We start from the raw sequence: 14,467 nt of genomic DNA, 5'->3' as shown, positions 1-14,467 counted from the left end.
GCATCCATGCGGCTCACACCCCGCAAACCCACAGTACCCCGCCTTCGACAGGTTCACGGGGCTGTTGGTGGGTGCCGACCGTTGGTCGGCACATCTGTCAGACATCGAATGAATCATCCACGCATGGCGTGGATCTACTGGCAATTGCGGCTGTTGGCACGCGCGGCTGTTGGTAGGTGTCGACCTTGGTCGACACGGAGCGAGCGCAGCAAGCGACCCGCTTCTGCTTTTCTTTTTCTTTTCCGTGGTTGGACGCGCGCAGGAAACTGTCAAAGGTGGGGCGGGTAGGCCATGCAGGGGCGTTGGCGCCATGGATGGCGCCATCGAGCTTACAGGGACGTACTTGCAGCGTCCCCTGCATGGCCTACCCGCCCCGCCAAGCGCGGCTTTTGCTCTGAGCGCCCAACCACGAGGGGCTCAGCCGTTGGCCGCCGCAAACGCCGGCCGCGTCAGGTTGTCCGCCTCGCCATCAGTGCACAGCACTTCGTCTTCGATGCGGATGCCGCCATACGGGCGGAAGAAGTCCACGCGGTCCCAGTTGATCGCATCGCCATGGCCGGCGTCCTTCACTTCGTTCAACAGCATGTCGATGAAGTACAGGCCCGGTTCGATGGTCACCACCATGCCCGGTTCCAGCACGCGGGTCAGGCGCAGGTAAGGGTGGCCGGCCGGGCGTTCGATGCGGCCGCCTTCGTCGCTGGCCGCGAAACCCGCCACGTCGTGCACCTGCAGGCCGATCAGGTGGCCGATGCCGTGCGGGAAGAATGCGGCGCTGACGCCGGTCTCCAGCGCGGTCTGCGGCGATACCTTGATCACGCCGAAGTCCTTCAGCACGCCCATCAGCGAAAGATGCGCGTCCACGTGCAGCTGCTTGTAGTCAAAGCCCGGCCGCACCGCCGCGCACATCTGCTGCTGGGCAGCGTCGACGGCGGCGATCATCGCCGCGAACTCGTCGTGGCCCTGCGCGGCGTAGGTGCGGGTGATGTCGCTGGCGTAGCCGTAGGCGCTGGCACCGGCATCGATCAGGAAGCTGCGCAGCGGCTGCGGCGCCTTGCGGCCCAGCTCGGTGTAATGCAGCACGGCGGCGTGTTCGTTCAGGGCCACGATGTTGCCGTAGGGCAGTTCGTTGGCATCCTGGCCGACGGCCTGGCAATAGGCCATGTGGATGCTGAATTCGTCGGCGCCATTGCGGAACGCGGCTTCGGCGGCACGGTGGCCGCGCACGCCCAGCACCTGCGCCTGGCGCATCAGCGCGATCTCATACGGCGTCTTGCTGCCGCGGTGCCATTCCAGGTAATTCACCACCGGCGCAGGGTTGTTCGGCACGTAGTTGCCCAGCGCGCTCTGCGGCTCGCCGAGGATGGCGCAGCGCGCCGGGTCGGCCGGCAGCAGGGCCAGCGCCTCTTCGGGCTTGCGGATGATGTGGATGTCGAAGTGCTCCACCCACCAGCCGCTGGGCGCGTCCGGCACCACGTGCCAGTAGTCGAAGGGCTGGTGGAAGATCACGGCCGGGCGCTTGCCCGGGGTGAACACGATCCAGCTGTTGGGCACGCGGGTCAGCGGTAGCCAGGCCTTGAACTGCGGATTGACCGCATACGGGTAGTCGCGGTCGTCGAACACCTGGTAGTGCAGGGTGCCGCTGGGCACCACCAGGTGATCGAAGCCACCGCGGGCCAGCGCCTGTTCGGCACGTCGGCACAGCACGGCCAGGTGGTCGGAATACAGGGCGCCGGGGTCTTGCTGGATCATTGCGGTGGCTCGACACGGAAAACGGCCCTAGATTCTGCCGCATACCGCGAAAAACCGCTGTGCCGGAACCGGCACTCAGGCCGTCGAAACCGGTCCCTCGTCGCTGTCCTCGCCCACCCACTGGCGCAGCAGCTGCCGATGCTCGCGTGACAGGGTGAGGAAGCGGAAGCCGGTCCAGCTTTGCCCGGGTACGTGCGCGGGCTCGCTCCATAGCAGATGCACGCCCACGTCGATGGCCTGCTGGCGGCCATCACCCAGTGGCAACGGGAAGCGCAGCTGGTACAGCGCATCCTCGCGCAGCGGCACGCTGGCCAGCATCAGCATGCCGGTTTCGGAGACATTGCCGAGGCGCCCGACCACGCACTCGCGCATCTGGTCGGTGACCGGCACCAGGTCCGAGACCTGGCGGCGCGGCGCGCGGCGGGTGTCCTGCGGCGGTACGGCTTTCATGCGGGGGTCTCCTGTGCGCGGCCCGTGGCCAGTGCACGCAGCGCACCGAGGCTGGCTTCCCAGGCGCGGTCGACCAGCCGGCCCTTGTCTTCGGTGACCAGCTGCGCGCGCCCGGCACTGATCTGCCGCGCCAGCGTATCCAGGTCGGTATCGGTGATCTTCTGCCCGCGCGCATTGACGAACAACGCATGGCCGGTCAGCAGGCTGTACCAGGACAGGCGCTGGCGGCGCAGCGTGCCATCGCCCGTGTCGATGTCGAACCAGCTGCCGAACGGCAGCGTGGACAGCTGCTGGTAGGCCGCTTCTTCAGTACTGCTGCGCGGTGTGGCAGGTGCGGTGCCACTGTTCGTGCCGGCGTGCTCGCCCAGGCGCGCACGTACCTTCAGGCGTGCGCTGAGCTCGGTACGCGAGGTGCTTTCATCCTCGCCGCCGGGCGTGGCCAGCCTGCGCGCGACGGCGGCGGCTTCCTCGGCGTGGTAGCCGACCTGCAGCAGTGCGGCTTCCACCTCCGCTGCCAGCGCGGTATCGGTGCCGCCAGGGGCGTCGATGGCCTGTGCGGTGATGGCAGCGATGCGCTCGGTCTGTTGCAGGCGCTCCTGCCACTGTGGCGAATCGTCACCATGGCGCAGGCGGGTGAGGGTCAGTGCATCGGCCCAGGCCTGGCGCAGCAGGGTCTGCACGAAGCGCGGCGGCGACTGCGTGTCGCAGCACTGGTCGATCTGCGCGGTGGCCTGGCGACGGGCCAGTTCCAATCGTTCCTTGCCGCGCGCGGCTTCCACATGGCGGCGCTCGGCCAGTTCGGCACGATGGGCCGCCGCGCGCTGGTGCTGCTGCACGTCTTCGTTGGCGGCGGCAAAGGCCTCCGGCGCACGTGCATCCTGCCCCAGCAGGCCCTGCACGCTTTGCGCCATGCGCTGCAGCAGCTGTGGGTCCACATCGTCATCGCCCAGCCAGTTGGCGCCGACTTCGGCGATCTGGTTGAGCAGCTCACGCGCGGGGTGTTCGTCGCGTACGAAGAAGCCCGGGTCGGCCATGGCCGCGCGTGCCAGGGGCACCTGCAGGCGCGCCAGCAGGGCGGCCGGCACCGGATCGGGACGCTGCTGCTGTTGCACCTGCTGCATCAGCATGCGCAGCAGGTCGAGGTTGTCACGGTCGTGACTGCCCAGCTGGGCCTGCGCACCATGCTCGCTGCGCAGCTGCGCGACCACGGCAGCCTGCAGGTCGGCCACTCCGGTTGCGGCACTGGACTGGGCCTGCAGGCGCGCGAGGACTGCGTCGACTGCCGCGCTGGGCACTGCGCCGCTGTCCGCAGGGGCAGGGCTGGCATGCCGTGCCTGCTGCAGCAGTTCATGCAATGCACCGCCGGTGGACGTGGTTACGCCCGGCGTGGCGGGGCCGGCTGCGCCGCCCCCGTGGAAGGCGTCCTGTACCAGGCTGGACCAGGAGCCGGCCGGTGCCGAACCGTTCCAGCCGGTCAGCGGGGCTGCGGCGCGCTTGGCCGGCTGCGTAGTGCGGCCGCCACCCACCGACTGGGTGATGATCCGCCGCGTGCTCGACGAGCGTGCCAGGTAGGGGGTGTAGACCAGCCCCGGCAGTACGCCGGACTGGGCCAGCAGGGCATTGGCACGGTCAAGGATATCGCCCAGCCGTTCCAGCACCTGCCGTTCGAAACTGCGATACAGCGCCAGCTGTACCTCGACGCTCAGCGCGTCCTGTTCGGCAATCCGGCGCACCATCGCGCACAGTGCCTGCGGTGCCAGTGGCAGGGTGTCGGCCTCGAAGGCCGGCGCCGCCGCCAGTACGCCCAGGCGTTGGCCCAGCAGGTTCAGTGTGTTGGTTGAACGCAGCGTCTCGCGCCGCACCATCTCGGTCAGCAGCAGGTCGCGATCCACTTCATGCTCATCGACCAGCGACAGCCCGAGCATGCCCGGCAGCGCGGGCGGCGTAGCACTGGTGCTGACACCGCTGGCCGGTTCGCGCAGCCGTGCGAGGGCATCGGCCACGGCGTCGAGCATACGGTCGGCGAAGTGGCCGGAGAACGCATGCAGCTGCCCACGCTGGGCCATCAGCTCGGCCTGCTGCTGCGGATTGCGTGCGCGGTCGGCGTCGTGAAGCAGATTCTGCTCCAGCGCCTCCACCGTCAGGATCAGGGGCGCGGCCAGCGTCTGCCGGCACAGGCCGATCAGCGCGCCCAACAGCTCACGTACCCGCGGTGGCAGGTCGCTGGCGGCCAGTCGGTTCTTGTCGGCAGGAGTGATGGAAAAGACGGCTGACATCGGCAGGCGGTACCCGGATTCCCGCGGATCGATCTGGTGAATCTACCGTGTCGGCCGCTGTCGGCGCTACTTTAGGGTGGATGTGCATTTCGTTCGCCGGGCATGGCCCGACCGATGAACGGTAGTGCCGGCCGTTGGCCGGCACGACGCTCTGCCAGGCGAGCATCAATCTTCCAGGAACAGGCTCACCACATCGTTGGTGAAGCGGCGGCCCAGCTCGGTCGGCTGCACATGGCCATCCGTCACGTCCAGCCAGCCGCGCTGCACGGCCTCGACCAAGGGGGCATCCAGTACGCTGCGCGGCAGGCCGGTGCGCGACTCGAAATCGCGCAGGCCGAAACCTTCGTGCAGGCGCAGCAGATTCAGCATGTACTCGAACGGCAGGCGCTCGGGCGCGATCACATCGTCACCACCGAACGAGGCCGGGGTACCCGCGCTGTCCAGGTAGGCCTGCGGATGCTTCAGCTTCCAGCGGCGCAGCACGTGTTCTTCGGCGCCTGAACTGATCTTGCCGTGCGCACCGGCACCGATGCCCAGGTAATCGCCGAAGCGCCAGTAATTCAGGTTGTGTGCGCTCTGCCGGCCGGGGCGCGCATAGGCGCTGACTTCGTACTGGCCGAAACCGGCCTGCGCGAGCAGTGCCTGGCAGTGTTCCTGCATGTCCCAGGCGTTGTCTTCATCGGGAATGCCCTGCGGCGGCCGCGCGAAGAACACCGTGTTCGGTTCCAGGGTCAGCTGGTAGTGCGAGATGTGCGCCGGCTGCAGTGCGAAGGCGCGTTCCAGATCGGCCTCGGCCCCGGCCAGGGTCTGTTCCGGCAGCGCGTACATCAGGTCGATGTTGAAGTTGTCGTAGCCCGCGTCCTGCGCCATCTTCACCGCGCGCTCGGCTTCGTCACTGTCGTGGATACGGCCCAGGCGCTTGAGCATCGCGTCTTCAAAACTCTGGATGCCGAAGCTGAGGCGGTTCACGCCGGCCGCGCGGTAGCGGTCGAAACGGCCATGCTCGGCGGTGCCCGGGTTGGTCTCCAGGGTGATTTCGGCATTGGGCGCGAAGCGCAGGCGCGCGCTGGCCTGCTGCAGGAAACGGTCGATCGCTTCCGGTGGGAACAGGCTGGGCGTGCCGCCGCCGAAGAACACGCTGTGCACCACCCGGCCCCAGACCAGCGGCAGGTCCTGGTCCAGGTCGCGCAGCAGGGCATCGATGTAGGCGTCGAACGGCAGCTCGCCCTTGGCCTGGTGCGAATTGAAATCGCAGTACGGGCATTTGCGCACGCACCACGGCAGGTGCACATACAGCGACAGCGGTGGCGGCACCAGCCGCGGCGGGCTGTCGTGGTCAGCGGAGCAGGCTTCGCCGGGCAGGTGGTTGCAGTGGTCGTGGGCGTGCGGCATGGGCTTCTTCGGTAGTGCCGGCCGCTGGCCGGCTTCCCTGGTTCGATCGGGTGGCGTCAGTACAGCGTCGCCAGCTGTTGCTTGAGCTGCTGCAGGGCAATGGCGCGGTGGCTGATGGCGTTCTTCAGCGCCGGCGCCATTTCCGCGGCGGTCAGGCCGTGGGTGGTGTCCAGGAACACCGGGTTGTAGCCGAAACCATTCGTGCCGCGCAGCTCGCGGATGATCTGGCCCTCCCAACGGCCTTCGCAGATCAGCGGCTGCGGGTCGGTGGCGTGGCGCAGCAGCACGATCACCGCATAGAAGCGGGCGCTGCGCTGGCCGTCGGGAACATCGGCCATCGCGTCCAGCAGCTTGGCGTTGTTGGCCGCCGCGTTGGTCGGGTGACCGGCATAGCGCGCGCTGTACAGGCCCGGCGCACCGCCGAGGGCATCGACGATCAGGCCCGAATCATCGGCCAGCGCCGGCAGGCCGGTTGCTTCGCAGGCGGCGCGCGCCTTCAGCAGCGCGTTCTCGACGAAGGTCAGGCCGGTCTCTTCCACGTCACCCAGGCCGAGTTCGGCGGCCGAGGTGATCTGCAGCGGCAGGTCCGCGAGGATCTCCTGCATCTCCACCAGCTTGCCGGCGTTGTGGCTGGCCAGTACCAGTTTCTTCATTGACGGGGCTCCAGCAGGTCCCAGGTGTTGCCATACAGATCGCGGAACACCGCGACCGTTGCATAGGGTTCTTCGCGCGGCGCTTCCAGGAACTCGACACCGGCGGCCAGCATCGCGGCGTGGTCGCGGTGGAAGTCATCGGTGTTGAGGAAGAAGGCTACCCGGCCACCGGTCTGATTGCCGATGCGGCTGCGCTGCTCCTCATTGCTGGCACGGGCCAGCAGCAGGGCGGCGGCGCTGCCGTCGGTCGGGCCGACCACGACCCAGCGCTTGTGGCCCTGGTCAATGTCTTCCAGCAGCGTGAAGCCGAGCTTGCCGGTGTACCAGGCGATGGCTTCGTCATAGTCGGCCACCACAAGGGTGGTCAGCGCGATCCGGCGGTTCATGCCGACAGCGCTGCCTGCTGTGCGTCCAGCAGTTCGCGCACGCCCTTTTCGGCCAGGCCCAGCAGCGCGTCCAGCTCGTCGCGACGGAAGGCATGGCCTTCGGCGGTGCCCTGCAGCTCGATGAAGCCGCCACCGTCGTTCATCACCACGTTCATGTCGGTGTCGCAGTCGCTGTCTTCGGCGTAGTCCAGGTCCAGCACCGGGGTGCCGCGGTAGACGCCCACCGACACGGCGGCCACCGCGCCCAGGATCGGGTTGCGCTTGATGTCGCCACGCTTCATCAGCACGTTCACCGCATCGACCAGGGCCACGTAGGCACCGGTGATGGCGGCGGTGCGGGTGCCACCGTCGGCCTGCAGCACGTCGCAGTCGAGGGTGATGGTGCGCTCGCCGAGCGCATTGCGGTCCACGCACGCGCGCAGGCTGCGGCCGATCAGGCGCTGGATCTCCAGCGTGCGGCCGCCCTGCTTGCCGCGGGCCGCTTCACGGTCGCTGCGGGTGTGGGTGGCGCGCGGCAGCATGCCGTACTCGGCAGTGACCCAGCCTTCGCCCTTGCCGCGCAGGAAGCCCGGCACGCGGTTCTCGACGCTGGCGGTGCACAGCACGCGGGTTTCACCGAAGCACACCAGCACCGAACCTTCGGCGTGGCGGGTGAAGCCGCGTTGGATGACGACCGGGCGGAGCTGGTCGGGCTGGCGGCCGCTGGGGCGGGAATCGGACATGGTGCGGGTTCCGTAATGGCGAGGGAGTACGCCGCCACGTCCGCGGCCTTCACGGGGCGGGCAAGGGGGCTCTGATGAGGGCGCTAGGGTACCATTCCCCCTTTGCACGCACCGGACACAATCCATGATTCGAAGCATGACCGCCTATGCCGGCGGCGAGCGGGTCACCCCGTGGGGCACGCTGGGCTGCGAGCTGCGCTCGGTCAACCACCGCTTCCTGGAGGTCGGCACCCGCCTGCCCGAGGAACTGCGGGTGCTCGAACCGCAGCTGCGCGAGCGCATCGCCGCACGCCTGAGCCGTGGCAAGCTGGATCTGGTGATGCGCCTGCGCGCGCCGGAAGCGGCGGCCAACCTGCAGGTGGACGAGGCCCTGCTGGGCCAGCTGGGCCGCCTGGCGCACCGCCTGACCTCCGATTTCCCCAACCTGCAGGTCAGCTTCACCGACCTGCTGCAGCTGCCGGGCGTGACCCGTGGCGAGGCTACAGATGCCGCCGCCCTGCAGGTCGAGGCACTGGCCCTGCTGGACCAGGTGCTGGACGGCTTCGTCGAGGCCCGTGAGCGTGAAGGTGGCAAGTTGTCCGCGGCCATCAGCGAGCGCGTGGACGGCATCGAACGCATCGCCACGGAAGTCCGCACGCTGATTCCGGCCATTCGCGACGGCCAGCGCGCAAAGCTGGCCGCACGCCTGGCCGACCTGCCGCACCCGGTCGACCCGGGCCGCGCCGAGCAGGAGCTGGTGCTGTGGCTGCAGAAGCTGGACGTGGATGAAGAGCTGGACCGTCTTGGCAGCCACATCGTCGAGATCCGCCGCGTGCTCAAGCAGCGTGAGCCGGTCGGCCGCCGCCTGGACTTCCTGCTGCAGGAGTTCAACCGCGAAGCCAACACGCTGGGCTCGAAGTCGGTGGACAGCCGCACGTCCAATGCCGCGGTGGAGCTGAAGGTGCTGATCGACCAGATCCGCGAACAGGTGCAGAACATCGAGTGATGTTGCATCCAGCGCTACAGCAGGGGCGCGCTTAGAGCGCCCCTGTCGTTTCAGCGCTTCAGCGCACGCTGACGCCCGGCGCTCCTTCGCCCAATCGCCCCACCACGGCTGCCTGGCCGAACCCTGCGTCGTGGAAACAGGCCAGCACCGCATCCAGCGCTTCCGGAGCACAGGACACCAGCAGGCCACCGCTGGTCTGCGGGTCGGTCAGCAGCGGCTGCCAATATGCTGGCAACCCCTCGGCGAAGCGCACCTCGGTGCCATAGGAAGTCCAGTTGCGGTGGGAGGCGCCGGTCACGCAGCCACGCTGCAGCAGCTCCAGCGCCTGTGGCAGCAGCGGCACCTGTGCACTGTCCACCTCGGCGGCAACGCCACTGGCACGGCACACTTCCAGCAGGTGGCCGAGCAGGCCGAAGCCGGTGACGTCGGTCATGGCATGCACGCCGTCCAGCGCCGCCAGCGGCACGCCCACGGTGTTAAGTCGGGTGGTCGACTCGATCATCTGCCGGTAGCCGTCGGTGTCCAGCACTTCTTTTTTCAGTGCTGACGAATACACGCCCACGCCCAGCGGCTTGCCCAGCACCAGCACATCGCTGGCGCGGGCATCGGCATTGCGCTTGAGCCGCTGCGGGTCGAGCACGCCGATCGCGGCCAGGCCGTAGATGGGTTCCACCGAATCGATGCTATGGCCACCGGCCACCACGATGCCGGCATCGGCGCAGGCACGTTCGCCGCCCTGCAGGATGCCGCGGATGGTGTCCTGCGGCAGGCTGTTGATCGGCATGCCGACGATGGCCAGCGCGAACAATGGCCGTGCGCCCATTGCATACAGGTCGGACAGCGCATTGGTGGCGGCGATGCGGCCGAAGTCGAACGGGTCGTCGACGATCGGCATGAAGAAATCAGTGGTGGCGACAATCGCCTGGCGGTCATCAAGGCGGTACACCGCGGCGTCGTCGCTGGTCTCGCGACCAACCAGCAGCTCAGCCGGTGCCGGAAGCGCCGGCACGCCGCGCAGCAGTTCGGTCAGCACGCCCGGCGCGATCTTGCAGCCGCAGCCGCCGCCATGCGCGAGAGAGGTCAGTCGTTGCGGGGCATCGGCCGTTGAAGGGGCGGGGGACTGCGCGTGCGTGGCCATGCCGACATCTCCTGCGGAAACACGAATGGCGGAAGGCAGCAGGAGTCGAACCTACCAGGGAACGATCGACGCCCCCTACTGGGTTTGAAGCCCAGCCGCATGCCCGGATGCGCATGCCTTCCGAAAGTACGGCGGTAGCGGTGGGCTCAGTCGCGGGCTGCGTTCCACTGCAGGTCGCCACGCGGCCGATGCTGGTCACCGACGCGTCGAGTGTAGCCAACGCGATTGAAGAACTCCAAGATCTGGATGCTGCGCTTGCGGCCCAGGCCGATGGCATCGCGGAAAGCGGCCGCATCCACCGCGCCGCTGGCCTGCGACAGCTGCGCGACGATCGCGGCCAGCTCGGCAATGCGGGCCGGTGCATAGAACAGGTCCGGTACCACCTGGAACAGTTCGCCACGTGTGGTGGCGCGGCGCAGAATGGCGCGGACCTCGTCTTCGGCCAGGCCGATGTCGGCGGCCAGGGTGCGCACCCACGGCGGATCGAAGCCACCGGCGTGCAGTTGCGGCAGCACGCGTTCCAGCAGCAGACGCTCGCGTTCCGGTGGCGCATGGTCATGGCCGGGCATGCGCCACCAGGCGCCCACGCGCTGCACGCTGCCGTCGTCCAGCAGGTCCTGGAGAAGCGCGTTCCACAGGCTCGTTGCCAGTGCAGGCAGGGTGCTGCGTTGCAGGCGCCCGCTGTCGACACCGGGTTCGTCAGGGCGTCGTTCATGCCAGCCACGCAGTGAGGCGATTACCTGTTCGCGTAGCACCTGCCAGTGCGCAGCGAGGATGACCACCGTGTCGTCGCGGGTGGCGATGCGCTGTGCGCCTGCAGGAAGATCGATCCGGTCGGCGGCGCGCCGGCAGTAGCGCTGCAGTGCGGCCAATGGAATTCCGGTGGCCGCCTGCTGAAGCAGCGGGCCAACATCTGCGCAGGTGGCCAGCTGTTCCAGCGCCACCAGCCACGCCAGGCGTGCAGGGCTGCGCCGCCGCCGCTGTGGCGGATCCGGATCGAGTACGACACCGCCGCCCAGCGTACGGGTTGCCGCCGAGTCGCGGGCAATGAAGCGATCGCCACACATCGCACAGACCGGCGCATCGAACACCAGTTGCACCAACTGCCCATTGCCGTGATCGTCGTCCTCCAGCAGCACCACATGGGCCTGCCGGTGCATCGTGCCCCAGTGGATATGCAGCGGCGCCCAGTCGCGCAATGGCGCGGCCAACGCGGACAGCCGCAGGCGCACATCAACGCGGGTGGTGGGCAGCAGTGCGCGCGGGTCGGCGATCCAGTCGCCACGGCGGATGTCGTCACGAGCGATGGCTGCCAGGTTCAACGCGCAGCGCTGCCCGGCCATCGCGTGGTCGCTGGCCTGGTTCTGCGCGTGGATGCTGCGTATGCGCACTTCAGTGGCGGCCGGCATCAGCTGCAGATGCTCACCCACCAAGGCGATGCCGCCATGTACCGCGCCGGTCACCAGCGTGCCGTGGCCGGCCAGCGAGAACACGCGGTCCACCGGCATGCGGAACAGTTCGCTGCGCAGTGCGGCCTGGCGCGCGCTGGCGTCGTCCGCCGCCCACGCGTGCAGCTGGGTACGCAGTGCACTGATGCCGGCATCATCGGCTGAGGTGCTGTTGCAGGCGAATACAGGGGAATCCTGTAGCGGCGTTCCGGCCAGCAGCGCAGCGATCTCGATCTCGACCCGGGCGATGCGCGCTACATCCACACGGTCGATCTTGGTCAGCGCCACCGCACCGCGGTCCACGCCCAGCAGTTGCAGGATGGCCAGATGCTCGCGGGTCTGTTGCATCACGCCGTCGTCGGCAGCGATCACCAGCAGGGCGACATCGATACCCGTGGCGCCGGCCACCATCGTGTGCACGAAGCGCTCATGGCCCGGAACGTCGACGAAGCCCAGCGTCGCGGCCGAGCCTTCGACGTCCCTGCTTTCCACCGGGACATAGGCGTAGCCCAGTTCGATCGAAATGCCGCGCGTACGCTCTTCCTGCAGGCGATCGGTTTCGATGCCGGTCAGTGCGCGTACCAGGCTTGTTTTGCCATGGTCGATATGCCCGGCGGTGCCGACGATCATGCCTGCAGCGCGTTCCATTGGGCGAGGAAGGCCGCTTCGTCCCCGGGTTCCAGGCAGCGCAGGTCCAGCCACAACGCGTCATCGGCAATGCGGCCCAGCACCGGGCGCGGTAGCTGACGCAAGCGCTTGGCCAGGCGATCCAGTCCGCCACGGCGTGCGCTGGCAATGCGCAGTCCGGCGCTGGCAAGCTGCGCCTGTGGCTGCGCGCCGCTGCCGATCTGGCTGTGCATCGAAGCAGGCTCGAGGGTGTAGTCCGCCGCCAGCGAGGCACGCATCGGCTGCAGCAGGCGCTGGGCCTGCGCATCGATGTCGTCCTGCGTGCGCGACAGCGTGCGCAGGGTCGGTAGGCGCTGTGCCAGCAGCTCCGGTTCGCGGTACAGGGCCAGCACCGCTTCCAGCGCAGCCAGGCCCATCTTGTCCATGCGCAGCGCGCGCTTGAGCGGGTTGCGGTTGATCCGCGCGATCAGGTCGGCGCGGCCGGCGATGATGCCGGCCTGAGGCCCACCCAGCAGCTTGTCGCCACTGAACGAAACCAGATCGGCGCCGGCTGCCAGCGTTTCCTGCACAGTGGGCTCGTGCGGTAGGCCGAACGTGGCCAGATCGCACAGGCTGCCACTGCCCAGGTCCACCACCAGCGGCAGGCCATGTTCGTGCGCGATTGCCGCCATCGCCGCGGTGTCGACCTTGGCGGTGAAGCCGGTGATCGCGTAGTTGCTGGCGTGCACCTCCATCAGCAGTGCGGTGCGCGCGCCGATGGCGTTGGCGAAGTCAGCCGGATGGGTGCGGTTGGTGGTGCCCACTTCCAGCAGTCGCGCACCGGCGCTGCGCATCACGTCGGGAATGCGGAAGGCGCCACCGATCTCCACCAGTTCGCCGCGCGACACCACCACGTCGCGGCGGTTGGCCAGGCTGTTGAGCAGCAGCAGGACCGCCGCCGCATTGTTGTTGACCACGGTGGCGGCTTCAGCGCCGGTCAGTTCGCAGATCAATGCCTGCACCCGTGCATCGCGGTCGCCGCGACGACCACGGATGACGTCGAACTCCAGATCCACCGGCGCGGTCATCGCGCGGCTGACCGCGTGCACGGCGGCATCGGGGAGCAATGCGCGCCCGAGATTGGTGTGCAGTACGGTGCCGGTCAGATTGAACATCGGCTGCAGATCCAGCCGGGCATCGGCCGCCAGTGCGGACTCGATCGCCGCGACCAGCGCCGGACCGCCAACCGCTTCCTGCAGCTGCGCGGCCGAAAGCTGGCCGGCGCTGATACGGTCGCGCAGCACCTGCAGGTGCGAACGCAGCAGCTGGGTGATGCGGCTGCGGCCGTGGCCCTCGATCAGTGCTGCCAAGGCAGGCAGACGCAGCAACCGGTCCAGCGAGGGCAGCGCGGAAACCGATGCCGGGGTGGGGGGCGTGGCTGTCATCGCCTCACTCGCCGTCGGATTGCCACAGCAGCGGATTCTGGCTGGCGCGCGCATAACCTTCTTCGCCCAGCAGCAGGTCCAGCGCCAGCGTGCCGAGGTCATCAGCCACCGGCTCCAGTGACGGGTCTTTCTCCAGATACAGGATCTTGCGGTAGCTGTGGCAGTGGTCGCAGGTCTCGGCACGGACCGCGCTCTCGCGCACCGCCTCGCCGCTGTCGCCATCCACATCGGCCAGGGCGCGGTAGGCGATGTCCTTGCCGGCGGTGCCACACTGGCTGCACTGCACGCGCACGTAGTGCCACTGGCAGGCGCACAGCGAGCACGACAGGTAACGGTAGGACGCATAGGGTGGACGTGCCTGCACCACGCTGACCACCGGTAGCGAGCCGCACAACGGGCACAGGCCGGGTGCATCGGCCAGCGGTTTCAGGTCGGTGGAGCGGAAGCTGTCCGCCAGCACCGCCCAGTAGACCTGCAGTGCGTTCATCACCAGCAGCGCCGCGACCGCGTCCACCGATGGCGCATCATCACGCTCCAGCACGGCATGGGCCTGCGCCTCCAGCCAGGCATCGTCGGCCGCAGCGACGCGCTGCAACTCATGGCGGGTTTCCGCCGGCAGCCCGGCTTCGTCGGCACAGTGCTGGCACAGCGTGCGCAGCCAGTCGCGCCAGCGTCCATCAAGTTGAAGCGTGTTGGCCGGCCGCAACGGCATGCCGGCACCGGCCGCCGCACTCGACTGCTGCGCAGGTGCCTGCGACTGCAGCGTCTCGCGTTGCTGTGGTGTCAGCTCGTCCAGCAGCGCCTGCTGTGCATCGGCCAACGCCGCCAGCAGCTGCAGGTAACCGCCGATGGCACTGTGCGCAGCCAGGCTGCGCAGGCGCGTCGCGCGCTCGGCGAACAGGGAAGCGACATCGGGCAGGATGATGCGCGGAACATCGCGCGAGGCCAGTGTCTCGATCTCACCGGGTTCAAGGATGCGTTGCGCCATGCAGGGCCAGCCAGAAGAACCAGCCTCCATCCTCGCCGTTGTCGTCGCTGGCGTCCAGCGTGTTCAAACAACGCAGTCGAGCAAAGCAGTCGAGCATGGCTCGACTCTACAAAAACCGGTTTCGGTCGTTGCCATGTTCATCGTGTCGACCAAGGTCGACACCCACCAAGAGCAGCTCATGCCATTCCGACAGCAGCGGGAAACTGTCGAAGGCGGGGTGGGTCCGGTT

At 68.2% G+C, this 14,467-nt stretch carries 13 protein-coding genes and 1 tRNA gene; 2 read left to right on the top strand and 12 right to left on the bottom strand.

Translation table 11 applies throughout. The features are described 5' to 3' along the window. Positions 1-417: 417 nt before the first annotated feature. The 7 genes from pepQ to rph form a co-directional block, all read right to left on the bottom strand. Positions 418-1,749 carry a Xaa-Pro dipeptidase gene (pepQ, locus tag G5A07_RS20295; RefSeq protein WP_191863914.1) on the bottom strand — a complete coding sequence of 444 codons (1,332 nt, stop codon included), beginning with the start codon at positions 1,747-1,749 and terminating at the stop codon, positions 418-420. 75 nt (positions 1,750-1,824) lie between these two features. Next, entirely contained in the window at positions 1,825-2,199 is a 375-nt protein-coding gene (locus G5A07_RS20290; protein ID WP_010484030.1) for a PilZ domain-containing protein, read from the bottom strand. Then, the gene (locus G5A07_RS20285; protein ID WP_191863913.1) at positions 2,196-4,475 is read right to left on the bottom strand and encodes a DUF1631 family protein; all 2,280 of its coding nucleotides are present in this window, start codon (positions 4,473-4,475) and stop codon (positions 2,196-2,198) included. Before G5A07_RS20285 ends, G5A07_RS20290 begins: the two co-directional genes overlap by 4 nt. A 165-nt stretch (positions 4,476-4,640) precedes the next feature. Then, positions 4,641-5,867, bottom strand: coding sequence for a radical SAM family heme chaperone HemW (gene hemW, locus G5A07_RS20280; RefSeq protein WP_262405903.1), 1,227 nt, complete (start codon positions 5,865-5,867; stop codon positions 4,641-4,643). Positions 5,868-5,923: 56 nt separating this feature from the next. Then, complete coding sequence (gene rdgB, locus G5A07_RS20275; protein ID WP_134958672.1) at positions 5,924-6,520, bottom strand: RdgB/HAM1 family non-canonical purine NTP pyrophosphatase; 597 nt, start codon at positions 6,518-6,520, stop codon at positions 5,924-5,926. Further along, positions 6,517-6,906, bottom strand: a complete 390-nt coding sequence (locus tag G5A07_RS20270; RefSeq protein ID WP_010484034.1) for a VOC family protein — start codon at positions 6,904-6,906, stop codon at positions 6,517-6,519. The genes rdgB and G5A07_RS20270 overlap by 4 nt, the downstream gene beginning before the upstream one ends. Then, on the bottom strand, positions 6,903-7,628 hold the full coding sequence (gene rph, locus G5A07_RS20265) for a ribonuclease PH (protein ID WP_012512000.1): 726 nt from the start codon (positions 7,626-7,628) through the stop codon (positions 6,903-6,905). Before rph ends, G5A07_RS20270 begins: the two co-directional genes overlap by 4 nt. A 124-nt stretch (positions 7,629-7,752) precedes the next feature. Between rph and G5A07_RS20260 the strand changes: the two genes are divergently transcribed. Then, entirely contained in the window at positions 7,753-8,613 is an 861-nt protein-coding gene (locus G5A07_RS20260; RefSeq protein ID WP_191863912.1) for a YicC/YloC family endoribonuclease, read from the top strand. Positions 8,614-8,671: 58 nt separating this feature from the next. On the opposite strand, the gene selD is transcribed toward G5A07_RS20260, so the two are convergent. From selD to fdhE, 5 genes are all read right to left on the bottom strand, one after another. Continuing rightward, positions 8,672-9,751: a selenide, water dikinase SelD gene (selD, locus tag G5A07_RS20255; RefSeq protein WP_191863911.1), complete on the bottom strand. Its 1,080-nt coding sequence runs from the start codon at positions 9,749-9,751 to the stop codon at positions 8,672-8,674. 26 nt (positions 9,752-9,777) lie between these two features. Beyond that, a tRNA-Sec gene (locus G5A07_RS20250) sits at positions 9,778-9,873 on the bottom strand. Between the two features lie 24 nt (positions 9,874-9,897). Continuing rightward, positions 9,898-11,829, bottom strand: a complete 1,932-nt coding sequence (gene selB / locus G5A07_RS20245; protein WP_191863910.1) for a selenocysteine-specific translation elongation factor — start codon at positions 11,827-11,829, stop codon at positions 9,898-9,900. Continuing rightward, entirely contained in the window at positions 11,826-13,250 is a 1,425-nt protein-coding gene (gene selA / locus G5A07_RS20240; protein WP_191863909.1) for an L-seryl-tRNA(Sec) selenium transferase, read from the bottom strand. The genes selB and selA overlap by 4 nt, the downstream gene beginning before the upstream one ends. A gap of 4 nt (positions 13,251-13,254) precedes the next feature. Next, on the bottom strand, positions 13,255-14,238 hold the full coding sequence (fdhE, locus tag G5A07_RS20235; protein WP_191863908.1) for a formate dehydrogenase accessory protein FdhE: 984 nt from the start codon (positions 14,236-14,238) through the stop codon (positions 13,255-13,257). Between fdhE and G5A07_RS22270 the strand changes: the two genes are divergently transcribed. Beyond that, the coding region (locus G5A07_RS22270) for a hypothetical protein (RefSeq protein ID WP_223107737.1) at positions 14,237-14,467 on the top strand (231 nt) is incomplete at its 3' end. The genes fdhE and G5A07_RS22270 overlap by 2 nt on opposite strands.

The organism is Stenotrophomonas sp. AS012628 (assembly GCF_010608305.1).
Taxonomy (GTDB): domain Bacteria; phylum Pseudomonadota; class Gammaproteobacteria; order Xanthomonadales; family Xanthomonadaceae; genus Stenotrophomonas; species Stenotrophomonas geniculata.
Note: the sequence above shows the minus strand (reverse complement) of the source record. Positions and strands in the feature narration are given on the sequence as shown.